The sequence below is a fragment of the Qipengyuania seohaensis genome, from assembly GCF_002795865.1.
GTDB classification, from domain to species: domain Bacteria; phylum Pseudomonadota; class Alphaproteobacteria; order Sphingomonadales; family Sphingomonadaceae; genus Qipengyuania; species Qipengyuania seohaensis.
On sequence record NZ_CP024920.1, the window covers coordinates 1,384,011 to 1,406,582 of the forward strand.

At 63.2% G+C, this 22,572-nt stretch carries 20 protein-coding genes; 13 read left to right on the plus strand and 7 right to left on the minus strand.

Features of this window, described 5'->3' with window-relative positions; all coding sequences use genetic code 11:
- Positions 1–10: 10 nt before the first annotated feature.
- From lptE to CVE41_RS06760, 3 genes are read right to left on the minus strand one after another with little or no spacing between them, the layout of a single operon-like run.
- Positions 11–496 carry an LPS assembly lipoprotein LptE gene (gene lptE, locus CVE41_RS06750; RefSeq protein WP_100259968.1) on the minus strand — a complete coding sequence of 162 codons (486 nt, stop codon included), beginning with the start codon at positions 494–496 and terminating at the stop codon, positions 11–13.
- Entirely contained in the window at positions 496–3,009 is a 2,514-nt protein-coding gene (gene leuS, locus CVE41_RS06755; RefSeq protein ID WP_100259969.1) for a leucine--tRNA ligase, read from the minus strand. Before leuS ends, lptE begins: the two co-directional genes overlap by 1 nt.
- 46 nt (positions 3,010–3,055) lie before the next feature.
- On the minus strand, positions 3,056–3,505 hold the full coding sequence (locus tag CVE41_RS06760; RefSeq protein WP_100259970.1) for a DUF3576 domain-containing protein: 450 nt from the start codon (positions 3,503–3,505) through the stop codon (positions 3,056–3,058).
- Between the two features lie 313 nt (positions 3,506–3,818).
- Between CVE41_RS06760 and CVE41_RS06765 the strand changes: the two genes are divergently transcribed.
- Both CVE41_RS06765 and phbB read left to right on the plus strand, forming a co-directional pair.
- Positions 3,819–4,574: a hypothetical protein gene (locus CVE41_RS06765; RefSeq protein ID WP_100259971.1), complete on the plus strand. Its 756-nt coding sequence runs from the start codon at positions 3,819–3,821 to the stop codon at positions 4,572–4,574.
- Positions 4,575–4,704: 130 nt separating this feature from the next.
- Positions 4,705–5,430 (plus strand): acetoacetyl-CoA reductase, encoded by a 726-nt coding sequence (phbB, locus tag CVE41_RS06770; protein WP_100259972.1) that lies wholly within the window; start codon positions 4,705–4,707, stop codon positions 5,428–5,430.
- A 12-nt stretch (positions 5,431–5,442) separates the two neighbouring features.
- On the opposite strand, the gene CVE41_RS06775 is transcribed toward phbB, so the two are convergent.
- A complete protein-coding gene (locus tag CVE41_RS06775) occupies positions 5,443–6,204 on the minus strand; it encodes a DUF4019 domain-containing protein (protein ID WP_100259973.1) in 762 nt (253 codons plus the stop codon).
- 127 nt (positions 6,205–6,331) lie between these two features.
- Between CVE41_RS06775 and CVE41_RS06780 the strand changes: the two genes are divergently transcribed.
- Positions 6,332–6,625, plus strand: coding sequence for a ribbon-helix-helix domain-containing protein (locus CVE41_RS06780; protein ID WP_100261405.1), 294 nt, complete (start codon positions 6,332–6,334; stop codon positions 6,623–6,625).
- Here the strand turns inward: CVE41_RS06780 and CVE41_RS06785 are convergent, their stop codons facing one another.
- Both CVE41_RS06785 and murA read right to left on the minus strand, forming a co-directional pair.
- Positions 6,626–6,853, minus strand: a complete 228-nt coding sequence (locus CVE41_RS06785; protein WP_198507744.1) for a hypothetical protein — start codon at positions 6,851–6,853, stop codon at positions 6,626–6,628.
- 71 nt (positions 6,854–6,924) lie between these two features.
- The gene (murA, locus tag CVE41_RS06790) at positions 6,925–8,208 is read right to left on the minus strand and encodes a UDP-N-acetylglucosamine 1-carboxyvinyltransferase (RefSeq protein ID WP_100259975.1); all 1,284 of its coding nucleotides are present in this window, start codon (positions 8,206–8,208) and stop codon (positions 6,925–6,927) included.
- A gap of 124 nt (positions 8,209–8,332) precedes the next feature.
- Here murA and galU point away from each other — a divergent pair, with 124 nt between their 5' ends.
- Positions 8,333–9,211, plus strand: a complete 879-nt coding sequence (gene galU, locus CVE41_RS06795; RefSeq protein WP_100259976.1) for a UTP--glucose-1-phosphate uridylyltransferase GalU — start codon at positions 8,333–8,335, stop codon at positions 9,209–9,211.
- 76 nt (positions 9,212–9,287) lie between these two features.
- Here the strand turns inward: galU and CVE41_RS06800 are convergent, their stop codons facing one another.
- Complete coding sequence (locus CVE41_RS06800; RefSeq protein WP_100259977.1) at positions 9,288–10,976, minus strand: M28 family metallopeptidase; 1,689 nt, start codon at positions 10,974–10,976, stop codon at positions 9,288–9,290.
- Between the two features lie 101 nt (positions 10,977–11,077).
- Here CVE41_RS06800 and CVE41_RS06805 point away from each other — a divergent pair, with 101 nt between their 5' ends.
- From CVE41_RS06805 to CVE41_RS06845, 9 genes are all read left to right on the plus strand, one after another.
- Entirely contained in the window at positions 11,078–13,762 is a 2,685-nt protein-coding gene (locus CVE41_RS06805; protein WP_100259978.1) for a bifunctional [glutamine synthetase] adenylyltransferase/[glutamine synthetase]-adenylyl-L-tyrosine phosphorylase, read from the plus strand.
- Positions 13,759–14,229, plus strand: coding sequence for a peroxiredoxin (locus CVE41_RS06810; RefSeq protein WP_100259979.1), 471 nt, complete (start codon positions 13,759–13,761; stop codon positions 14,227–14,229). The genes CVE41_RS06805 and CVE41_RS06810 overlap by 4 nt, the downstream gene beginning before the upstream one ends.
- On the plus strand, positions 14,226–15,086 hold the full coding sequence (locus CVE41_RS06815) for a ferritin-like domain-containing protein (protein ID WP_100259980.1): 861 nt from the start codon (positions 14,226–14,228) through the stop codon (positions 15,084–15,086). The genes CVE41_RS06810 and CVE41_RS06815 overlap by 4 nt, the downstream gene beginning before the upstream one ends.
- Positions 15,087–15,166: 80 nt before the next feature.
- Positions 15,167–15,856 carry a M23 family metallopeptidase gene (locus tag CVE41_RS06820; protein WP_232725825.1) on the plus strand — a complete coding sequence of 230 codons (690 nt, stop codon included), beginning with the start codon at positions 15,167–15,169 and terminating at the stop codon, positions 15,854–15,856.
- Positions 15,857–16,014: 158 nt separating this feature from the next.
- Positions 16,015–17,562, plus strand: a complete 1,548-nt coding sequence (locus CVE41_RS06825) for an acyl-CoA synthetase (RefSeq protein WP_100259982.1) — start codon at positions 16,015–16,017, stop codon at positions 17,560–17,562.
- Positions 17,562–18,860 carry a cytochrome P450 gene (locus CVE41_RS06830; RefSeq protein WP_100261406.1) on the plus strand — a complete coding sequence of 433 codons (1,299 nt, stop codon included), beginning with the start codon at positions 17,562–17,564 and terminating at the stop codon, positions 18,858–18,860. The genes CVE41_RS06825 and CVE41_RS06830 overlap by 1 nt, the downstream gene beginning before the upstream one ends.
- A gap of 187 nt (positions 18,861–19,047) precedes the next feature.
- The gene (locus CVE41_RS06835) at positions 19,048–19,683 is read left to right on the plus strand and encodes a YqiJ family protein (RefSeq protein ID WP_100261407.1); all 636 of its coding nucleotides are present in this window, start codon (positions 19,048–19,050) and stop codon (positions 19,681–19,683) included.
- Positions 19,684–19,728: 45 nt separating this feature from the next.
- A complete protein-coding gene (locus tag CVE41_RS06840; RefSeq protein WP_408633969.1) occupies positions 19,729–21,456 on the plus strand; it encodes a flotillin family protein in 1,728 nt (575 codons plus the stop codon).
- A gap of 87 nt (positions 21,457–21,543) precedes the next feature.
- Positions 21,544–22,548 (plus strand): agmatine deiminase family protein, encoded by a 1,005-nt coding sequence (locus tag CVE41_RS06845; RefSeq protein WP_100259984.1) that lies wholly within the window; start codon positions 21,544–21,546, stop codon positions 22,546–22,548.
- Positions 22,549–22,572: the final 24 nt, after the last annotated feature.

Genomic DNA, 22,572 nt, shown 5'->3' on the forward strand with positions numbered 1-22,572 from the left:
TCGGTCGCCCTCACTGCTCGCGCAGCGTCAGCGCCACGCGGGTAACGATCCTGTCCGCGATCTCACGCGCCAAGTTTTCAAGCGCCGTCTGCTCTGCCGCGATTGTGGCGTATTCGCTGGACACGACATCGATCCCGGCATCGGCGCCTTCCGTGGCATCAAGCAGGATTTCGCCGGTCGACGCATCCACCAGCTGATAGCGCGCACGCAGGGTCCGTCGCTCCCGGCTAACCGTGTCGTCGGCCAGAATGCCGAGGGCTTCGAGATTGTCGTCGAGCCGCACATCGAGACGATATTGCGGCGCTGCATTGCCCGCCGCACCGAGGCGATCGTTCAACTCGCCGCGCACCAGCCATCCGGCTCGCCCTGCGATCGGCGGAACGTCCACGGCCGCCAGTCCCTGCGCGACCGCCCCGCTGCCACCGCCGGAATACATGGGCGACAGATTGCAGGCCGCAAGCGCGAGGCAGGCGAGAAGGCTGAAGACGAAACGCATCACGTTACGATATTCACCAATCTGTCGGGCACGACAATGACCTTGCGCACTTCTGCACCGTCGAGCGAGCGCTGGACCTTCTCCGACGCGAGCGCCATCGCTTCGAGTTCTTCCTTCGAGGCACCCTTGGGCGCGGTGAGCGTGTCGCGCAGCTTGCCCTTGTGCTGGACGGCGATGGTCACCTCGTCTTCCACCAACAGGGCCGGATCGACTGCGGGCCACGGCGCGTCGGCGACGAGGCCGTCCTCGCCCATGCCCGCCCAGCCTTCCTCGGCAAGATGCGGCATCATCGGGGCGACCATCTGCACCAAGCTGCGGATCGCGGCGGAGCGGCTGGCCGACGGCGCGGCTTTCTCGACCGCGCCGGTCAGTTCGTAGATGCGCGCGACGGCCTTGTTGAAGCCCAGCGCCTCGATATCCTCGGCCACCGCGGCCACGGTCTGGTGGGTCTTGCGATCCAGCGCCTTGTCCTCGCCTTCGGCACCTGCGTCGTAAGCGGAGAACAAGCGCCACAGGCGGTGAACGAAGCGGCTGCAGCCTTCGATCCCGGCTTCGGACCACGGCAGGTCGCGTTCGGGCGGGCTGTCGGACAGCATGAACCAGCGCACCGCATCCGCGCCATAGGTGTCGATGATGGTGTCCGGATCGACGACGTTCTTCTTCGACTTCGACATCTTGATGACGCGGCCGATTTCGACCTCGCCGCCATCGTCTTTCAGCAGCGCCCGTTCGGCCTCGCGGCTGATTTCGTCGGGCGCGTAATAGACCGTCTTGCCGCCTTCCCTGCGGCTGTACGTCTCATGCGTGACCATGCCCTGCGTGAACAGCGAGGCGAAGGGTTCCTTCACCTCGATCTGGCCCATGTGCGCGAGCGCGCGAGTCCAGAAACGGGCGTAGAGCAAGTGCAGGATCGCGTGTTCGATCCCGCCGATATATTGTTCGACCGGCAGCCACTTGGCGACTTCTTCCGCGTCGAAGGGCTTGTCGGCAGGCTGGCTGGCGAAACGCAGGAAGTACCAGCTCGAGTCCACGAATGTGTCGAGCGTGTCGGTTTCCCGCTCCGCCTTGCCGCCGCACTTGGGGCAGTCGACGTGCTTCCACGTCGCATGACGCAACAGCGGATTGCCGGGCGTCTGGAAATCCACGTCCTCGGGCAGCGTGATCGGCAGGCCATCCTTGGGCGCAGGGACGACGCCGCAGGCATCGCAATGGATGAAGGGGATCGGCGTCCCCCAATAGCGCTGGCGCGAGACGCCCCAGTCGCGCAGGCGCCAGACGGTCTTGCCTTCACCCCGGCCCTGCTCCTCGATACGCCGGATAATCTCGCGCTTGGCGTCTTCGACTTCCATACCGTCTAGGAAGTCCGAATTGACGATCACGCCGTCGCCCGCCTCGGCCTCGCCGTCGAAGCCCTTGCCCGCCTCGTCCACGCTCGGTGCGACCACGCGCGGGATTGGGAGGCCGTATTTCGTCGCGAATTCGAAGTCGCGCTGGTCGTGGCCCGGCACAGCCATGATGGCGCCGGTGCCGTAATCCATCAGCACGAAGTTCGCGATGTACACGGGCAGGTCCGCGCCCGTGAACGGGTGCTTCGCCGTGATGCCGGTATCGAAGCCAAGCTTCTCGGCGGTCTCGAGTTCGGCAGCTGTCGTGCCGCCCTTCTTGCATTCGGCAATGAAGGCGCGCGCTTCGTCACTGTCGATAGCCTGCGCGACCGGATGGTCGGCGGCAACCGCAACGAAGCTTGCGCCGAAGATCGTGTCCGGGCGCGTCGTGTAGACCGGCAGCTTTTCGCCGTTCGACAGGTCGAAGCTGAATTCGAGACCCTTGGACTTGCCGATCCAGTTTTCCTGCATCAGCCGGACCTTGTCGGGCCAGTTTTCGAGCTTTCCGAGTCCTTCGAGCAGTTCCTCGGCGAAGTCGGTGATCTTGAGGAACCACTGGTTGAGCTTGCGCTTCTCGACTTCCGCGCCACTGCGCCAGCCCTTGCCGTCGATCACCTGCTCGTTGGCGAGCACGGTCATGTCGACCGGGTCCCAATTAACCTCGCTTTCCTTGCGATAAACGAGGCCCGCCTCATACAGGTCGATGAAGAGCGCCTGCTCGTGTCCGTAATAGTCGGGCTCGCAAGTCGCCAGTTCGCGGCTCCAGTCGAGCGCGAAGCCGAGGCGCTTCAGCTGCGCCTTCATGTGTTCGATATTGTCACGCGTCCATCCGCCGGGATGCACGCCCTTTTCCATCGCAGCGTTTTCCGCCGGCATGCCGAATGCGTCCCAACCCATCGGGTGCAGGACCTCGTGGCCGGTCGCTTTCTTGTAGCGCGCCAGCACGTCGCCCATTGTGTAATTGCGCACATGGCCGATGTGGATGCGCCCCGATGGATAGGGGAACATCTCGAGCACGTAGCTCTTGGGCTTTTCGGAACTGCTATCCGCGCGGAATGTTTGCGCGTCTTCCCACGCGGCTTGCCAGCGCGGGTCGGCGGACGAAGGATTGAAACGGGTATCGCTCATGCCCGAAGCCCTTAGGCATTTCGGACGCAAATGGAACCCGTCAGAATCAGTTGGCGATTGCCTGGCGGCGCAATTCGCGTGCCTTGGTGAGGATGATGTCTTCCAGCTTCTGGACCGTGGCGGCCTGGACCGGCGCATCGACCCAGCTTCCCGACTGGGCAACCTGGCGGCTGGCGGCGACGCGCAGGGCATCGGCGCGCAGGTCGCGGTCGAGGATGGTCACGGTCATCTTGACGCGTTCGCCCGGATTGTTCGGGTTAGCGTACCAGTCGGTGACGATAACACCGCCGTTGCTGTCGGCCTGGAGAAGCGGTGCGAAGCTGACAGCTTCGAGCGACGCGCGCCAGAGATATGAGTTTACACCGATGGTAGAGACCTGCGCGGCGGCGAGGTCGGCGCGGGGTCGTTCACCCTTGCTGCAAGCGCCCAGCGCCAGTGTGGCGACCGCAAGGCCGGCAATGGCTGCGGGACGACGGATGGAGCGGGAGAGAGTCATGAACGATCCTTGGGTCAAAAATGTTAGTCCGGCTCTATAGTGCCTGCTCGCGCTCGGGCAAGCGCCAGCTTGGCGGCATAGACGCCGCAAACGCGTGAATACCATCTGAATTGAATGGTATTTGTGGAGGCTATGCAACACTCCGGCGTCATGTCGGGACACGGCTTGTGGAAAAGCTGGCGCTGGCCTCCCCGTCGGCCTAGTCTTTTCCTTCCGGCCCGAGTCGCCCATCGGCGATATCGCGTTCGGGAACAGTTAAGCGGGGTTCGTCTTTAATGACTGACACACCCGCAACGGAGAGGAAATCGGCCTGATGGGCACGCAACGGAACACCAAAGGCAAGGATCGGCTCGCGCCGGTCGTGCTGGCGGCTGCCGCTTGCGCCCTCGCGATTCCCGGCGCCGGCCTCGCCGTCGTGTCGAGCGCGCCCGAAGCCGCTCCGGAAACGATGGAATTCCTGCCGTTCACGCCTGCAGGCGTCGATCCCGAACTCGCTGCGCGCGTCGCCGCTGTGATCGGTGAAGATGCCCTGCGGTTCACCCCGGCCAGCAAGCCCCGCCTGTCGAGCCAGCGCACCGTCAACTTCGCCGTCCGGGTGGACAACAATATCGCGGCATCGATTTCCGGCCGCGCACCCGGCGACAAGCTCGCCAGCGCCAACCCGATCGAAAGCGTGCTTCCGGTCACTCCGACCCGCTACAACCTTGGCGTTGCGCGCGGTTATCAGAGCTTTGCGCAGCCGACCCGTTCGGCCGCGGCCGTACCCACAGGCATCCGCGACATCGCGATGCCCGACCTGTCGTCCTATCGTGACGACGAGCGTGACGAGCGCAGCCGCTTCCAGTCGCGTATCGAGATCGGTCAGAAAGACCGTGCAGGCTCCTCGCCGCTTACCATCGAGGGGGCCGGGTCGCAGCAGCTGGATCTGGGCGGTTCTTACAGCCTGAGCCGCAACCTCGACGTGACTGCCGGCGTCCGCCTGAAGCAGGAACGCGATCGCCTCGCCCCGCTTACCAATGGCGTGGAAGACGACCAGGCCGTTTACGTGGGCACGCAGATCCGCTTCTAGGCGGACCCACCGTTCCAATTTCCAGCGAATACGATTGTCGGCCTTCTCCGAAGGTCTGATTGCCTTTGCGCCGCAGACTTTCCATGCCTAGGAATAGGCAGAACGCTACGGAATGCTTGGGAGAATCACTATGGGACGAGTTGCAATCGTAACCGGCGGCACGCGCGGAATCGGTCGGGCCATTTGCGAAAGATTGCGCGACGAACGCGGTTGCACGGTCATCGCCACCTATGCCGGCAATGATGATGCGGCCCGCAAGTTCACCGAAGAAACAGGCATTCCCACAGCCAAATTTGACGTAGGCGACTTCGAAGCGGTGCAGGAAGCCTGCGAAAAAGTCGCCGAAGAGCACGGCCCCATCGACATCGTGGTCAACAACGCAGGCATCACGCGGGACGGCACGCTGTTGAAGATGAGCTACGACGATTGGGATGCCGTGATGCGCACCAATCTGGGCGGATGCTTCAACATGGCCAAAGCTGCCTTCCCGGGCATGAAAGAGCGCGGCTGGGGCCGAATCGTGAATATCGGATCGATCAACGGCCAGGCCGGACAATACGGCCAGGTCAACTACGCCGCAGCCAAGAGCGGGATTCACGGCTTCACCAAAGCGCTGGCACAGGAGGGCGCGCGCTTCGGTATCACCGTCAACGCCATCGCGCCGGGCTATATCGACACCGATATGGTCGCCGCCGTACCCGAGCCTGTGCTGGAAAAGATCGTCGCCAAGATCCCTGTCGGCCGCCTCGGAAAGGCGAGCGAAATCGCCCGCGGGGTCAGCTTCCTATGCTCCGAACATGCCGAGTTCGTCACCGGCTCGACCATGAGCATCAACGGCGGTCAGCACATGTACTGACACCGGTGGGGGCTACTCGATGATGTAGCCCATCACCTTCCACTCGCCATGCTCCTGCTCGAGCGTGACCTGCTCGCGGACATCGGCGCGGTGTTCGAACTGCGTCAGGAATTCGACCCTGACCTGTTCCTGTGCGTCGTCGTCAGGGGAGTCGCGCTGGACAAGACCGATAGTCTGGATCTCGCGCTCGATTACTGCGCCAAGGGGGACACGCACCTGCTCTGAAGCGTCACGCCAGATTTCGGCAGTATTGGGATCGCGAAACGGACGGCCCGCCGCAGCGAAGCTTGCGTCCCAGTCGAAGGTGTCGACGATCTCGAGCCACTCCCGCGCAGTTGCCTCGAAGGTGTCGAGCTGGACGTTCTCGATCGGCGTAGCCGGATCGCCGACCGGTCGGTTCGACTGGGCCGTATCGAGGGCGAGAGCGGCGATAATTGCGAGAGTCAGCATGATAATCGTTCCTCCAATCCACGGGGTCCATTTCCGGGCCCCTGTTGCGATTGGCGAAGGATCGGCACCAGCGTTGCCAGTTGCATCCCCCAAATACTTGTCCGCAAGGAATTGGCGTGCCCTGTCCTCCCTCTCGTAAACCACTCGCGCCGCTTCCTTGCTGCTGGTAACTCTCAGCTTGCGGCGAGCGGCGCGAAGGCGGTCGTTTATCGTGTGGACGGATAGCGAAAGCTCGCGCGCCATCGACTTGGCGTCGTGGCCGCGCAGGATGAGACGAAGGGTTTCCTTCTCTTTTTCGCTGAGCGCATCGAAACCTTCGTTCATATCGTGCAGGTCTAGAAAGCGATGCGGCGGCTAACCACCCCCAAAAATTGGTGGTCCATTTGCCGGTGCGGGTTCGACATATCAAATCATGATGCGCGCCGGCACGAAGCACGTTAGGTCATGCCTCATGGCTACACCCTACCACCCACCGAAAAAGTACTCGGTCCGTATCGAGGGGCATCGCACGTCGGTGAGCCTGGAGCCGGTATTCTGGGACCTGTTGCGCTCTGCGGCAGCAAGGCGCGGACTCGCTGTGAATACGCTGGTCGCAAGCATCGATGCGGAACGCATCAGGAGCGAAACTCCGCCCGGCCTTGCCGGGGCGATCAGGGTGTGGCTCGCCACCCACGAATTGACGACGCCCACGAAAAAGGGCGACGGACCGATGTCCGCCGCCCTTGATAGCGATCAGCAAGACTGATCAGTATTTCGCGGTCGCGTCGCTCGCCGGGAAAGTTTCGTCGAGCGCTTCGTCGGTCGAACTCATGGTATCGCCCTTGGATGCGGTCGCTTCCGAGCCTGCATTGCGGAACGCGCCGTCCGGCTGTCCGTCCGCGAATGCGACGCCGTTGCTGTCGCGCTGGTTCTTTTCGTAATACTTGTACCCGGCATAGCCGAGCGCACCGAGTGCTGCGAGCTTGAGGATCATAATGCTTCCCTTTCAAAACTTACTTCACCCGACCAACGGATGAGCAGGCCGAAAGGTCCGGCATCAGACGATCAATCGTCGCCGACCCGTTCGATATCCGCGCCAACCAGCTGCAGCTTTTCTTCCAGCCGCTCGTATCCACGGTCGAGATGGTAAAGACGGCGTACGGTCGTCTCGCCCTTGGCAGCCAGACCGGCGATCACCAGGCTCATGGAAGCGCGCAAGTCCGTGGCCATTACTTCGGCCCCGGTCAGATCTACCGGACCGCGAACGATTGCCGTGCGTCCCGTGGTCTCGATGTCCGCGCCCATGCGGATGAGTTCGGGAACGTGCATGAAGCGGTTCTCGAAGATCGTCTCCTTGAGCACGCTGGTGCCTTCTGCCTTGCACAACAGGCTCATCAGCTGGGCCTGCATGTCGGTGGCGAGGCCGGGGAATGGGGCCGTTGTGAGGTTGTGCGCTTTGAGGGGCTGCTTGGCCGAAACCCTCACGCCTTTCTTGTCGCTTTCGATTTCGACGCCGATATTGCGCAGGGCGTGGATCGTCGAAGCCATGTCATCGGCATCTGCCCCGTCGAGATAGACCTCGCCGCCGGTGATCGCTGCCGCGCAAGCATAGGAGCCCGCCTCGATCCGGTCCGGCATTACGCGGTAGGTCGCGCCGTGCAGCTTCTTTACGCCATGAATGGTCAGCTCCGAACTGCCGATACCTTCGATTTCGGCGCCCATGGCCGTGAGAAGGTTGCACAGGTCGACGATTTCGGGCTCGCGCGCGGCATTGATCAGCTTGCTCGTGCCGTTGCACAGGACCGCTGTCATCAGGGCGTTTTCCGTCGCACCGACGGACACGACGGGAAAGTCGAACTCGCCGCCGGGAAGCCCGCCGTCCGGAGCGATTGCCTTCACATACCCCTGCGCCAATTCGATCTGCGCGCCGAAAGCCTCGAGAGCCTTCAGGTGAAGATCGATTGGCCGGTTCCCGATCGCACAGCCGCCAGGCAGCGAAACCGTCGCTTCGCCTGTGCGAGCAAGCAGCGGGCCCAAGACGAGGATCGACGCGCGCATCTTGCGAACGAGATCGTAAGGCGCGACCGAACTGGTGATCCGCATGGCTTCAAGCGTGACATTGCGGCCGAATTCCTCGGGGCGCTTGCCCGGAATGGTGTGACTGACGCCGAACTGCGTCATCAGGTGCTGGAACCCGTCGATATCGGCGAGCCGCGGCAAGTTGCGCAGCGTCACGGCCTCTTCAGTCAGCAGGGCGCACGGTATCAGGGTGAGGGCCGCGTTTTTGGCGCCCGAGATGGGAATAGTCCCCGAAAGGCGATTGCCGCCACGAATGATTAGTTTGTCCATGGCCCCCTGCCTTAATCCTCTCCGGGCGTCTGGCAAGCGTCATGCGCTTGATACCTCCCCCGGATCCTGCTCGCTCAACCGCCGAGCGATTGACCTGTTCCGGCCACCGACCTAACTCCGGCGCATGACCCAGCATAAACCGATCAAGAAGGCCGTCTTCCCCGTCGCGGGGCTCGGTACGCGATTCCTCCCCGCCACCAAGGCGATCCCGAAGGAGCTGCTGCCGATCGTCGATCGGCCATTGATCCAGTATGCCGTGGACGAGGCGCGCGAAGCCGGAATCGAACAGATCATCTTCGTCACCGGTCGCGGCAAGACGGCGATCGTCGAGCATTTCGACGTGGCTTACGAGCTCGAAAGCACCATGAGAGAGCGCGGCAAGGACATGAGCGTGCTCGACGACACCCGTGCAGTACCGGGTGATATCATCACTGTGCGCCAGCAGGTTCCGCTGGGCCTTGGCCACGCCATCTGGTGCGCCCGCGCCATCGTCGGCAACGATCCCTTCGCGATCCTGCTGCCCGACGAACTCATGGTCGGCAAGCCTGGCTGCATGAAGCAGATGGTGGAGGCCTATAACGAGGTGGGCGGCAACCTGATCTCGGTGCTCGAAGTCCCGCAGGATGAAGTATCGAGCTATGGCGTCATCGCTCCGGGGGCGGATATCTCCGACACGCTTACCGAAGTGACCGGACTGGTCGAAAAGCCGCCGGTTGCAGAAGCGCCGTCGAACAAGATCATCTCGGGCCGCTATATCCTGCAGCCCGAAGTCATGCGTACTCTGGAAAACCAGGGCAAGGGGGCGGGCGGCGAAATCCAGCTGACCGATGCCATGGCGCGGATGATCGGCAGCCAGCCGTTCCACGCCGTGACCTTCGCCGGCAACCGTTACGATTGCGGCAGCAAGACCGGTTTCGTCGAAGCGACGCTGGCTCTCGCGCTAGAACGCGAAGACATGGGAAGCGAAGTTCGCGCCATCGCCGAGCGTCTGCTCGCAAAGTAGAAAGCCCACAATCCAAAAGGAAAGGGCCGGTCCGCCGCTGTGGCAGACCGGCCCTTCCCGTTTGAAGCAACCTTGATCAGCAGCCGGTTTCAGCAGCCGTGCAGGTTTCGTCCCGCGTGGCCTTGAACTCGTCGCCCTCGTTCCAGTTGGGCCAGCTCGTGCTCATGCCGAGCATGCGGCCGAGGCGGTAGAAAAGCTGGAGATCGGCCATCACGCCCGACCAGTCCCAGTTCGGATCGTATTCGTCCTTGGGGCCGTGGTAGCGGTTCTCGCGATAGTCGAGCGCCACTGCCGCACCCGCTTCCGTGCCGCCCTCGACAAGGTCCTCGCCACCATCGACATAAAGCATCGGCACGCCGCGCTTGGCGAAAGCGAAGTGATCGGACCGGTAGTAATAGCCCGCTTCAGGATTGGGGTTGGGCGTCGACACCCGGCCGTCGGCTTCGAGGGCCGCTTCGAGGAACTGGTCGAGCTGCGACTTGCCCGGCCCGACGACCGTCACGTCCTTGCTGGGACCAGCGATGAGAAAGGCATCCATGTTGATGCCGCCCACCGTCTGGGCGAGGGGGAAAACCGGATTGGCCGCGTAGTAATCGGCTCCGAGAAGTCCCGATTCCTCTGCCGTCACGGCGAGGAAAACCAGCGTGCGGCGCGCAGGACCGACCTTGGCATGCGCTTCGGCCAGAGCGACCAGCGCTGCCGTGCCCGTCGCGTTGTCGACTGCGCCATTGCAGATGTCGTCGCCATCGGGCGCTGCGGTGCAGCGTCCCAGATGGTCCCAGTGGGCGGTATGGATGACGTATTCATCCGGCGCTTCCGTGCCCGGAAGGATGCCGATCACATTCTGCGATTCGAAGGTGCGGATGTCGTTCGAAAAGCTGGTCGATGCCTCGAGGCCCAGCGGCACCGCCGTGAAGCCTTCCTTCTTGGCAGCGGCAAACAGCTTGTCGGCATCCTGTCCCGCAGCTTCGAGGATCTGGCGACCAGCCTCGTTCTGGACCCAGCCGTTCATCTGCGTCAGCGGCGGGGCATTCTCGCCGCGCTGGGCATAGGCCTGCGGGCCGGACCAGCTGCTTTCGACGACGTTCCAGCCATAGGAAGCGGGCTCGGTGTCGTGGATGATGATGGCGCCTGCCGCGCCCTGCCTTGCCGCCTCTTCGTACTTGTAGGTCCAGCGGCCATAATAGGTCATGGCCTTGCCGTTGAAGGGACCATCGAGGCTGTCGCTGCCGAAATCGGGATCGTTGACGAGGATGACCGCGGTCTTGCCGGTCATGTCCACGCCTTCGTAGTCGTTCCAGCCCTTCTCGGGCGCGTTGACGCCGTAACCGACGAAAACCAGCTCGCTGTCTTCGAGCGCGGTTTGCGCATCTTCGCGATAGGTCACGCCGACCCAGTCGCTACCGTATTCGAGCGCTATATCGGTGCCCTTGCCCGAGATGCTCAGCGGCGAAAAATCCTTGCCGGTAATCTCCACCAGCGGGACTTTCTGGACCCAAGAGCCGTTGTTGCCAGGTTCGAGGCCTGCCGCTGCGAACCGTTCGGTCAGCAAGGCGACGGTCTTTTCCTCGCCGATCGTGCCGGGCATCCGGCCTTCGAATTCATCGGAGGACAATTGCTCGGTAATGTCCTTCATCGTCTGCTCGGAAATGTCCGTCGCTGCGATGTCCGGGATATCGAGCCCTGCGGTCGCCCCTTCATCGTTACCGGCGGTACAGGCCGCCAGGAGCAGCGCACCTGCTGCGGTCAGGCTTGTGCGGATCATGGTAAAGCACCCTCTCGTTGATTTGCGTGGCGCGCTTGTTGCAGCACCGGGCAAAGAGGGCAAGCTTGCGCCGGGAGCACAGGGAAGGCAGACCGCCCGCAATGACTGCCGACTGGACCAACGCGCTGGAAAGAGCGCGGGCTTGTGCCCCTTATCTGGCGCGCGGGCTGGAATTGTATCCAGCGATCGCCGACCTGCTGGCTCAAGGTGACGGCGAGGCCGCACTCGCATACGCGAAGCGGCTTGCCGCCGGAATTGACGATGTCGGGGTGTCCTTGCGACGCGAGAAACGGGCCCTGGCGACGACCCTGGCAATCGGAGATCTGGCCGGGGCATTCGATCTCGACAAGGTAATGCGCGAGCTCTCCCTTTTCGCCGACCGCGCAATGCACCGCGCCATCGAGGCGGCGATCGACCGCCGGGTCGAAGGCGCGCCCAGCGATGGCATGATTGCGCTGGCATTGGGCAAGCACGGATCGGGAGAACTGAACTACAGCTCCGACATCGATCCAATTTTACTCTACGATCCCGAAACGCTGGCACGCCGCGACAGGGACGAACCGGGCGAGGCGGCGCAACGCTATGCCCGCGAGATGGTTCGCATGCTGTCTGACGTAACTAGCGAAGGCTATGTTTTCAGGGTGGACCTGCGCCTGCGTCCGGCATCCGAGGTGAGCCCGCTGGCGATCCCTCTCGATGCCGCGATCACGCATTACGAAAGCTCTGCCCTGGCGTGGGAGCGCGCTGCATTCATCCGCGCACGATCCTGCGCTGGCGACATCGCGGCCGGCGAGAAATTCCTCGACCAGATCCGTCCCTTCGTCTGGCGCCGCAGCCTCGATTTCGGTGCGATCGACGCTGTGCGGCAGCTGACCCGCAGGATCAGGGAACAGCAGACCGGCCCAACCGCACCCGCCCCCGGATACAATGTGAAGCTCGGTCGCGGAGGCATTCGCGAGATCGAGTTCTTCGCCCAGACGCACCAGCTCATCCATGGCGGGCGCAATCCGGAGCTGCGTGACAAGCGCACGCGCGCTGCCCTCGATGCCTTGGCCGATGCCGGGCATGTCGACAAAGAGGACGCCTCGTCGCTTGGCGCTGCCTATGACGGTTTGCGGCAGATCGAACACCGCCTGCAGATGGTCGGCGACCGCCAGACGCACACGCTCCCCGAAGGCGAAGCGCTCGACAATGTCGCCCGGCTGGACGGCTTTGCCGACGGAGCCGCATGGCTGGACCATATCGCGTCGCTAACCGCTCCCGTCGCGCAGCGCTACGATGCATTGCTCGCCGAAGACGAGGTCTCCGTTCCTGTCGACAGTCCGCATGTGGAGGCCGCACCTGCCCGCAAGGATCTCGACGCATCCCTGGTTGAGCGGGTCGCAGGCTGGACCGACGGCCGCTATCCACCCCTTCGCAGCACTGCGGCCCTGTCGGCCTTCGAAGCGATACGTGCGCCGCTTCTCGATTCCCTTGCATCGGCAAAAGAACCGGAACGCGCCGTCGCCCGGTGGGAAAGCCTGCTTTCCAAGCTTTCGAGCGCGATCAACCTTTTTCGCCTGCTGGAAGCGAGGCCGGGCCTGTTCCAGCTGCTGGCCGATTGCCTGACGCTTGCGCCGCCGCTTGCCGACGCCATCGCCCTGCGCCCCGAACTCGTCGATGCGCTGATCGACCGGACCGCGCTCGACCTGCCGGGCGAGCGAGGCGAACTTGCCGCCGAGATGCGTCGCGGCGAACGTGGCGACACCTATGAGGACAAGCTCGACCGCATCCGCATCGTAACGGGGGAAGCGCGCTTCGCGCTCGGGGTGCAGGTCATCGAAACAGCGCACGACCCGCTCGATATCGCCGCCGCCCTTTCGCGGGTGGCCGAGGCTGCGATCGAGGTCGCGCAGGAAGCTGCAGAAGCGGAATTCGCCGAACGCCATGGCAGGATCGCGGACAGCGAACTTGTCGTTCTCGGCCTCGGCAGGCTTGGCGGGGGGATGCTGACGCACGCCTCGGACCTCGACGTCGTTTATCTATTTACCGGAAGCCACGAAGGCGAATCCGATGGCGAGCGCCCGCTTGGCGCGACACTCTATTATAACCGGCTCGCACAGAGGGTGAGTGCGGCGCTGTCCGTGCCGACCGCTGAAGGCGCGCTTTATGAAGTGGATACGCGGCTGCGCCCGCAAGGGGCACAGGGGCCGCTGGCCGTCAGCCTGGAGAGCTTCCTCAGGTATCAGTCCGAAGATGCATGGACGTGGGAACACATGGCCCTGACCCGTGCACGCGCGCTGACGGGAAGCCATGATGCAAGGCGCCAGGTAGACGCCTCGCTTCGCGAGGTGTTGTGCCGCAAGCGATCGCGCAAGGCGCTTGGCGACGACGTCAGGACGATGCGCAGCGACATGGCGACGCACAAGCCTGCGCGCGGACCACTGGATATCAAGCTGCTGCGCGGCGGGCTCGTCGATCTCGAATTCCTCGTCCATTACCTGCAATTGCGCGAGGGTGAAGCGCTGACGCCGCGGCTGGACGATGCGATCGCGCAACTTGTCGCGCGCGATCTCATTCCCGCTTCACTGGGCGAGGCGCACGACTTTATGACGCGGCTACTGGTGGGTACGCGCCTGCTGGCACCCGACCTCGCGATCCCGGACAGGCCGCAAAAGGCTATCCTGTCGCGCCTGTGCCGGGTCGAGAAATTCCGCCACCTCAGGAACGCGCTCGACGACGCGCGCGAGCAGGTGGCAGACCAATGGAACCGCTTGCTGGATGAGCGACTGGAGATCGAACTATGACGAGCTTTGAAGAAGGCGATGCCTTTCCCGACTTCGAAATGGAAACACCCGATGGCGGGACAATCAGCCGGGATGATCTTTCCGGCAAGAAAGCGGTGATCTTCTTCTACCCCAAGGACAATACGCCCGGCTGTACCACCGAAGCGAAGGATTTCAGCTCGCTGAAGGCGGAGTTTGAAAAGGCGGGCGTCCGCCTGCTTGGCGTCAGCAAGGATTCCGCGAAGAAGCACCAGAACTTCATCGCCAAGCACGATCTGACGGTGGAGCTCGCCACCGATGCGGAAGAGGGCGGTCTTTCTGACACGCTCGGCGTCTGGGGCGAGAAGAAGAATTACGGGCGCACTTACATGGGCATGATCCGTTCGACCTATCTGATCGGCGAAGACGGCAAGATCCTGCGGGTCTGGCCGAAGGTCAGGGTCAAGGGCCATGCTGACGAGGTACTCGACGCAGCGCGCTCCGCGTGACGTCACGACGCCGCAGCGTATCGGGCGCCATCAGGGACGCCCTGCTAACGGCCGGCAAGTCCTCCAAGGTCTTTGCCGCCCGAGAAGTCGCCCGCGAATGGCGGCTGGGGCGACTGGCGTTCGAGTTCGACTGCGTCATGCCCGACCGGCCGGCCTGGCCCGAAGAGCTGGAACTGCTCGCCCCTGGCAAAATGCCGCGCCGTTCGCGCGGAGTATCCCTGGAGGGTCGAATCGCCTTGTGGCACTCGCTCGCCCACATAGAGTTCGTCGCGATCGACCTCGCCCTCGACATGGCCGGGCGGTTCGGGGAATCGATGGGCGAGCAGTTCGTATCCGATTTCCTGGCGGTCGCAGCCGACGAAGCGATGCATTTTGCGCTGATCGATCGCAAGCTAGCGACCATGGGATCGCACTACGGCGCTCTGCCGGCGCATGACGGGTTGTGGGGTGCCGCTCAGGACACGGCCCATGACGTCACGGCCCGACTGGCGATCGTACCGATGGTTCTGGAAGCGCGCGGCCTCGACGTCACTCCGGCGATGCTGAAGCGGATACGGTCACAAGGGGACGAGAACGGCGCCCGAATCCTCGAACGAATCCTTGACGACGAGATTCGCCATGTCGCTTTTGGGGCCAAGCACTTTCGTGAGCTGTGCATTACGCGCGACGAAAAGCCGCCGGAAACATGGCAGAAATTAGTCCAAACGCATTTTTCGGGAGGGCTGAAGCCGCCATTTAACGACTCGGCGCGTGCGGCAGCCGGTTTATCGCGCGACTTTCTACGCGGCTATTGCTTGATTAACCTTTGCAGCCATAACCCATACTCACGAGATGCCGGGGGGTTCCGGCGGTTTTGAAAAAAACGATCCGAAAGGCACGGGACGCCTCAGGATCGCAAGCAAAGATGCCGATCAGGTATCGACAGGACGGGTTAGCAATGATTTCCAAGCGCAGCACGATTGCCGTGACGATGCTTGCCGCAGGCATGAGCATCGCAGCCGCTCCGGCGCACGCGGAAACCAACGCAGCAGCTGCTGCGGTCGGTGCCATCGACGTATCGAAGGTTACCTCCGACAGCGCCGGCGAAGCGGACGAGCAGTTCACCGAACTCTTCGCTCGCTGGGAAGCGCCGAACCAGCTTTCGCTCATCACGGCCGGCCCGCAGGTTGCCATCCCTTCGCGCATGCCGCTCGAAGACGCCAAACTGACGAGTGACTATGGCATGCGCACCCACCCGGTGCTGCGTCGCCGCATGGGTCACAAGGGTGTCGATCTCGCCGCACCGACCGGTACGCCGATCTACGCGACGGCAGACGGCGTGGTTTCCAAGGCGGAACGGTTCTCCAGCTACGGCAAGTTCGTCAGCATCGAGCACGGCGCCCGCATCCAGACGCGTTACGCGCACATGTCCGCAATCGCCGTGACCGACGGCGCCCGCGTCAAGAAGGGCGACCTGATCGGCTATGTCGGCTCGACCGGTCGCTCCACCGGCCCGCACCTTCACTATGAAGTCCGCATCGACGGCGAGGCGGTCAACCCGGTTCCCTACATGGTCGAATCTTCCGCCCAGCGCGCTTTCGCCCTCGCAATCGGCGAAGGCGGCCAAGGCGGTGGCGACGAGGACTGAGATTTTTCGAAAGGCCACGAGCCCTTCGGGTCAGCGGAATTAGGCGTCGGAGCGATCCGGCGCCTTTTTTCTTGCCCGAACGCAGCAGGTAGGTAGGTTTCTTTGAGCAACCGGACGAGTCCGCCAACAGGACCGACGGCAGTGAGAGAGAGAACCCTATGCACCCCATCACCCACGCGCAGGCGCGCCCCGACCATCCCGCGATCATCATGGCCGGGAGCGGCGAGACAGTGACCTACAGGGAGATGGACGCCTACGCCAACCGCTTCGCCCAGCTGCTGCGCGCGCGCGGCCTCAAGCGCGGCGACCACGTGGCGATACTGATGGAAAACACCATCGATTACCTGCAACTGGTCTGGGGATCGCAGCGTGCGGGCACGATGATGGTGCCGATCTCGACGCGCCTGACCGCTCCGGAAATTTGCTACATCCTCAAGGACGCAGGTGCGAAGCTGCTGATCACCTCGCGCTATTTCGACAATGTGATGGCCGACATCCGCGCCGACTGTCCGGACATCGAAATCCTCGCAAAGGACGGAGAGGGCGAGGAGAACCTTGCGACTGCGCTGGCGAAATATCCCGCCGAACCGATCGAGGACCAGGCTCCGGGTCAGTACATGCTCTATTCCAGCGGCACGACCGGAAGGCCCAAGGGTATCCGCCCAGCGCCGCCTGCCGATGATGATATCCTCGCAGTGAACCCGCTCGTCGGCCTTGCCGTGATGGGTGTCGGCTGGCCGGCGGATGGCAGCATGATCTACCTTTCGCCCGCCCCGCTCTATCACGCGGCACCACTCGGCTGGTGCACCACCGCGCATCGGCTCGGGGCAACGATTGTCGTGATGGAGAAATTCGACCCCGAGACCGCTCTCGAAGCGATCGAGAAATACCGCGTGACCGACAGCCAGTGGGTGCCGACCCATTTCGTTCGAATGCTGAAGCTCGATCCCGAAGTGCGCACGCGCTACGATCTCTCCACCCACACCCGCGCGATCCATGCGGCGGCTCCGTGCCCCGTGCCGGTCAAGCGCGAAATGATCGAATGGTGGGGTCCCATCGTCATCGAATATTATGCCGGATCGGAAGGCATCGGCATGACGCTCGTGAAGAGCGAGGACTGGCTCACGCACCCCGGCACGGTCGGCAAGCCGATTCACGGGCAGCTGCATGTCTGCGGACCCGATGGAGAGGAAGTGCCTGCGGGGACCGACGGCCTGCTCTATTTCGAAAACGAGAACATTCCGACCTATCACAACGACCCGGAAAAGACTGCCGACGCCATGCATCCCAAAGGCTGGATGACGTTGGGCGATATCGGTCATGTGGACGAGGACGGGTTCCTCTTCCTGACCGACCGCAAGAGCCACATGATCATTTCGGGCGGCGTCAACATCTACCCGCAGGAGATCGAGAACCTGCTCGTCACGCATGACAAGGTCATGGATGCCGCCGTGATCGGTGCGCCCTGCCCAGATTTCGGCGAAAAGGTCGTTGCCGTCGTCCAGCCCATCGACATGGGCGAGGCGGGCGAAACGCTGGAAGCGGAACTGCGCGATTTCCTCGCCCCGCAGCTTGCCAAGATCAAGATGCCCAAGCTGTTCGACTTCCGCGAGCAATTGCCGCGCGAGGCCAATGGCAAGCTGTACAAGCGCGAATTGCGTGACGAATACACGAAGAAGGCGGAGATAGAAGCGGAGCAGGCATGATGGCGAGCGCAGCGAAACCCCGGCTCGATGCGGAGACTGCCTATGAGGTCATCTCTCCGGAAAGCTACGCCGGATGGGATCCGCTGCTCGACACGTTCGACCGGCTGCGGGAAGAAAGCCCGGTCGCCTGGGTCGAGGACCCCGAAGGCCGTCACCCGCCTTTCTGGCTGGTCAGCCGCTACGACGACGTGATGCGCGTCTCGAAGGACAACGCGACTTTCCTCAACAATCCGCAGACGGTCGTGTTCAGCCTCACCGAAGGGATCGAGTTCGCCAAGAACCTTACCGGCGGCAGCCCTCACATGGTCGCCAGCCTCGTCACTTTCGACGCGCCGATCCACATGAAGTACCGCAAGCTCACGCAGGAATGGTTCATGCCCAAGAACCTGCGCACGCTGGAGGACGAAACCCGCGAGCTGGCGCACAAGACGGTGGACCGGTTGATCGACGCAGGGCCGCAGGCAGACTTCTGCAAGCTCGTCTCGCAGCCCTATCCGCTTCACGTCGTCATGCAGATCCTCGGCGTGCCGGAAGAGGACGAGCCGCGCATGCTGATGCTCACGCAGCAAATGTTCGGCGGGCAGGACGAGGACCTCAACCAGTCCGGCATGAAGGATCTACCGCCCGAAGCGATCACCCAGCTGGTCGCCGGCGCGGTGAAGGATTTCGAGACCTACTTCGCAGGTCTCACGGCGGAAAAGCGCGCCAATCCGACAGACGACGTTGCGAGCGCCATCGCCAACGCCACGGTCGACGGGGAACCGCTGAACGACCGGGACATGATGGGCTATTACATCATCGTCGCCGCCGCCGGCCACGACACCACCAGCGCCAGCACGGCAGGCGCGATGCTGGCGCTGGCGCAGGACCCCGAACAGTGGGCGAAGGTGAAGGCCGACCGCTCGCTCCTTCCCGGCATTGTCGAAGAGGCGATCCGTTGGACCAGCCCAGTTCAGCACTTCATGCGCACGGCGGCCGAGGACACCGAGCTTGGCAGCCAACAAATCGCCAAGGGCGACTGGCTGATGATCAATTACGTCGCCGCCAATCACGATCCGGCGCAGTTCGAAAATCCTCGCAAGTTCGATGCCAGCCGCAGCCCCAACCGGCACCTCGCCTTCGGAGCCGGGGCGCACCAGTGCCTCGGCCTCCACCTCGCACGGCTGGAAATGCGCATCCTGTTCGAAACGCTGCTCGACCGGATCGAGAGTGTGGAACTGGCCGGAGAACCGAAGCGCGCGAAATCGACCTTTGTCGGAGGGCTGAAGACCTTACCGCTTCGCATTACACCGGCCTGAAGTCGAAAATCCATGAATCCAAGTCAAACCCCCGCAATTGTGGGGAAAATCGAACTCGGTTCATCGCATATTTCTACGGTTCACCGCACATTTCTGCTAGGTGAATGACATGGATACAACAGTAGGGGGATCCACTTTCGGCTAATGCCGGAGGCGGTACTTTCTGCGCATGGGAAAGGGGGAAATCATGACATTGCTGGAGCCGCACAACATGCCGTTTGCGGCCGCGCTCGTCATCATGCTGATCCTCGCGGTCGTCCAGTTGATCGGGATTGCCGATTTCGGCGATGCAGATGTGGACCTGGACGCGGATGCCGACGGGATGCCGGATGCGGGAATGCTCGACGGGCTGCTCACGCTGCTCGGCATCGGGCGCGTGCCGCTGACGATATGGATCATGCTGTTCCTGGGCGCGTTCGCCATCATCGGTCTTTCGGTCCAGGCGCTCGCCGATGATCTCATTGGCGGCCCGTTCTACAGCTGGCTCGCCGCGCTGATCGCAGGCGGGGCCGCGCTGCCGGTGACGGGCCTTATTGCCCGCCCGCTGGGCCGCCTGATGCCGCAGGACCATACGACAGCGGTAAGCATCGAAAGCCTTGTCGGCCGCCGTGCGAAAATCACGGATGGCGTGGCCCGGGCAGGTTCGCCCGCCCGCGCCCGGGTCAAGGATGTCCACGGCCAGGCGCATTACGTCATGGTCGAACCGCATGAGGCAGCATCCGAAATCCACGCCGGCGACGAGGCTCTCCTCGTCCGCCGCGAGGGCAATACATTCTTTGCGACCGCGCTCGCCGAGCGTCGCCTGTCGCCAACAGTCAACTAAGAAGGAGGAGCAATGGACAGTCTACTTGAAACGGGAATTATCGGCATGGCGGTCATCGCCATCGTGGTGGTCTCATTTTTCGCATTCCTGCTGAGGATGTACCGCAGAGCCTCGAAGGAGATTGCCTTCGTGCGGACCGGCGTGGGCGGCGAAAAGGTCGTAATGAACGGGGGCGCTCTGGTGCTGCCGGTCTTGCACGAAACCATGCCCGTCAACATGAACACGCTGGTACTTTCGGTCATTCGCCGCGATGGCGAGGCGCTGATTACGCTCGACCGGCTGCGGATCGACGTGAAGGCGGAATTCTACGTCCGCGTGAAGCCCGATGCCGATGCGATCGCCATGGCCGCGCAAACGCTGGGCCAGCGCACGATGCAGCCGGAAATGCTCAAGGACCTCGTCGAAGGCAAGTTCGTCGACGCGCTGCGCAGTGTTGCTGCCGGCATGACCATGAACGAGCTGCACGAACAGCGTGCCGACTTCGTACAGAAGGTGCAGCAAGTGTCGTCGAACGACCTCGCGATGAACGGCCTGGAGCTGGAATCGGTCTCGTTGACCGGTCTCGACCAGACCAGCATCGAGCATTTCAACGCCAACAACGCCTTCGACGCCGAAGGCCTGACCAAGCTGACCGAGCAGATCGAGGCGCGCAAGAAACTGCGCAACGACATCGAGCAGGACACGCGCGTGCAGATGGAAACGAAAAACCTGGAAGCTGACACCCGCAGCTTCGAGATCAGCCGTGACAACGAATATGCCCGGCTGCAGCAGGAACGCGAGGTGGAAATCCGCCGCGCCGCCCAGGCTTCGGAAATCGCCCGCGAACAGGCAGAGCGGCAACGCGAGGCCGATGCTGCCCGGATCGAGGCGAAGAAGCAGGTCGACGCGCAGCAGATCGAGGCCGACCGTCTCGTCGAAGAGGCGCGGATCGACCAGCAGCGTGCACTCGAAATCGCGCGCCAGGAGCAGCAGATCGCAGTCCAGAACAAGAGCCGCGAAGAAAGCCAAGCCAAGGCGGAGGCCGACGAAGCCCGCGCCAAAGCCGTCGCTGCCGAAGAGCAGGTCGCAACGAGCCGTGAAAGCGAGATCGCCGAAAGGCAGAAGAAGATCGAGCTGATCGAGGCATCGAAGCAGGCCGAGCGCGAAGCTATCAGCGTTCGCGTCGAAGCAGAGGCCGAAAAGGACGCTGCATCGAACCGCGCCGAAGCGCTGCGCCTCGAAGCGCAGGGTGAAGCCGAGGCCGAGAAGCTGCGTGCAGAAGCTGCGCGTGTCCGCTTCGAAGTCGAGGCAGCCGGTCAGAAGGCGATCAACGAGGCGGCGAATATCCTGTCGTCCGACCAGATCAGCCTGCAGACGAAGATGGCCCTGCTCAAGGTCCTGCCGGAACTGGTCAAGGAAAGCGCCAAGCCGATGGAAGCGATCGAGAGCATCAAGATCGTGCAGGTCGACGGGCTCACCAATGGCGGCGGCAAGTCGTCGGGCGGTGCAGCCGGTGTCGGCGGCGGTTCGGGTAATCTCGCGACCGATGCGGTCAGCGCAGCGCTGGCCTACCGCGCTCAGGCTCCGGTGCTCGACGGGCTGATGAAGGAACTGGGCCTCGACGGCTCCAGCCTCAACAGCCTGGTCAAGGGCCCGGCCGAGCAGACCGGCGGCTTTGAAGTGGAAGACGCGCCCAAGCCTGCCAAGGAAGATGCCCCCAAGGCACTTCCCGCCAATGGCAAGGGTGCGGAGAAGAGCAAGGATGGCGGCGAAAGCCCCAAGGCCGACGCCTGATCCGCTCTTTCATCGAATGGGAAAGGGGGCGCTTCGAAGTCCCCTTTTTTATTGCGCGGGGCAATCACCTGCGCCTAACCGCCCCTCATGACGACTACGCCCCAATGGATGATGCCGCCCGAGTGGGCTCCTCAGGACTGGCTGTGGATCGGCTTTCCGCACGATGCCGACGAATGGCCCGAAGTCTTGCCAAAGGCGCAGGAGCAGATCGCGGCTTTCGCCAACGCCGTGGCCGACAGCGGGCAGGAAGTCCGCTTACTGGTGCGCGACGATGCGAACGAGGCGCGTGCAAGGCAACTGGTTGGCGGAAACGTCACGCTCGAACGACGTCACTATGGCGATGTCTGGCTGCGCGACACCGGTCCGCTGGTCGTTTGCGACCGCGGAGGCCAGCGGGCTGCCCGCCGCTTCGGCTTCAACGGCTGGGGCGGGAAGTACCTGATGGACGGCGACCAGACTGTCGGCGCTGAGCTGGCCGAAGACGAAGGCTTGCCACTGCAAGCCGCAGACTGGATCCTCGAGGGCGGCGCGGTCGACGGCGACGGGACCGGGCTGGTTGCGACGACAGAGCAATGCTTGCTCAATCCCAATCGCAATCCGCAGTTGTCACGTGATGAGATCGAACAGCGGCTCGAACGCGATCTCGGCTTTAACCGCGTGCTGTGGCTAGGCGACGGGTTGATCAACGATCATACCGATGGCCATGTCGACAATCTCGCCCGCTTTGTGGCGCCCAACACGCTCGTAATCCCGCGGGCCACGGGGAGCGCCGATCCCAACGCGGAAATCTACGCCGATGCGCGGCGCCGTGCAGAAGAGGCGAGCGTGTCGGTGGTCGAGATTCCTTCGCCCGGCCTCGTGACCAGCGGCGACCATGTCGAACCGGCAAGCTACGTCAACTTCGCTATTACCAGCCATATGGTCGTCGTGCCGAATTTCGGCAGCCCCTATGACGAGGAAGGCGTGGCTGCGATCGGCGCGCTGTTCCCGGATCGCGCGACCATCGGCCTGCCGGGCGATGCGGTGCTTGCGGGCGGCGGCGGGTTCCACTGCGCCAGCCAGCAAATGCCCTCTGCCGGATGGAAGCCTTAACGCTTCGTTAGGGTTTGGTCGCGA

What these genes read in the sequence shown, in the direction of transcription:
- lptE (WP_100259968.1), bottom strand. Translation starts at nt 496, where the DNA reads ATGCGTTTCGTCTTCAGCCTTCTCGCCTGCCTCGCGCTTGCGGCCTGC.
- leuS (WP_100259969.1), bottom strand. Translation starts at nt 3,009, where the DNA reads ATGAGCGATACCCGTTTCAATCCTTCGTCCGCCGACCCGCGCTGGCAA.
- CVE41_RS06760 (WP_100259970.1), bottom strand. Translation starts at nt 3,505, where the DNA reads ATGACTCTCTCCCGCTCCATCCGTCGTCCCGCAGCCATTGCCGGCCTT.
- CVE41_RS06765 (WP_100259971.1), top strand. Translation starts at nt 3,819, where the DNA reads ATGGGCACGCAACGGAACACCAAAGGCAAGGATCGGCTCGCGCCGGTC.
- phbB (WP_100259972.1), top strand. Translation starts at nt 4,705, where the DNA reads ATGGGACGAGTTGCAATCGTAACCGGCGGCACGCGCGGAATCGGTCGG.
- CVE41_RS06775 (WP_100259973.1), bottom strand. Translation starts at nt 6,204, where the DNA reads ATGAACGAAGGTTTCGATGCGCTCAGCGAAAAAGAGAAGGAAACCCTT.
- CVE41_RS06780 (WP_100261405.1), top strand. Translation starts at nt 6,332, where the DNA reads ATGGCTACACCCTACCACCCACCGAAAAAGTACTCGGTCCGTATCGAG.
- CVE41_RS06785 (WP_198507744.1), bottom strand. Translation starts at nt 6,853, where the DNA reads ATGATCCTCAAGCTCGCAGCACTCGGTGCGCTCGGCTATGCCGGGTAC.
- murA (WP_100259975.1), bottom strand. Translation starts at nt 8,208, where the DNA reads ATGGACAAACTAATCATTCGTGGCGGCAATCGCCTTTCGGGGACTATT.
- galU (WP_100259976.1), top strand. Translation starts at nt 8,333, where the DNA reads ATGACCCAGCATAAACCGATCAAGAAGGCCGTCTTCCCCGTCGCGGGG.
- CVE41_RS06800 (WP_100259977.1), bottom strand. Translation starts at nt 10,976, where the DNA reads ATGATCCGCACAAGCCTGACCGCAGCAGGTGCGCTGCTCCTGGCGGCC.
- CVE41_RS06805 (WP_100259978.1), top strand. Translation starts at nt 11,078, where the DNA reads ATGACTGCCGACTGGACCAACGCGCTGGAAAGAGCGCGGGCTTGTGCC.
- CVE41_RS06810 (WP_100259979.1), top strand. Translation starts at nt 13,759, where the DNA reads ATGACGAGCTTTGAAGAAGGCGATGCCTTTCCCGACTTCGAAATGGAA.
- CVE41_RS06820 (WP_232725825.1), top strand. Translation starts at nt 15,167, where the DNA reads ATGATTTCCAAGCGCAGCACGATTGCCGTGACGATGCTTGCCGCAGGC.
- CVE41_RS06825 (WP_100259982.1), top strand. Translation starts at nt 16,015, where the DNA reads ATGCACCCCATCACCCACGCGCAGGCGCGCCCCGACCATCCCGCGATC.
- CVE41_RS06830 (WP_100261406.1), top strand. Translation starts at nt 17,562, where the DNA reads ATGGCGAGCGCAGCGAAACCCCGGCTCGATGCGGAGACTGCCTATGAG.
- CVE41_RS06835 (WP_100261407.1), top strand. Translation starts at nt 19,048, where the DNA reads ATGACATTGCTGGAGCCGCACAACATGCCGTTTGCGGCCGCGCTCGTC.
- CVE41_RS06840 (WP_408633969.1), top strand. Translation starts at nt 19,729, where the DNA reads ATGGCGGTCATCGCCATCGTGGTGGTCTCATTTTTCGCATTCCTGCTG.
- CVE41_RS06845 (WP_100259984.1), top strand. Translation starts at nt 21,544, where the DNA reads ATGACGACTACGCCCCAATGGATGATGCCGCCCGAGTGGGCTCCTCAG.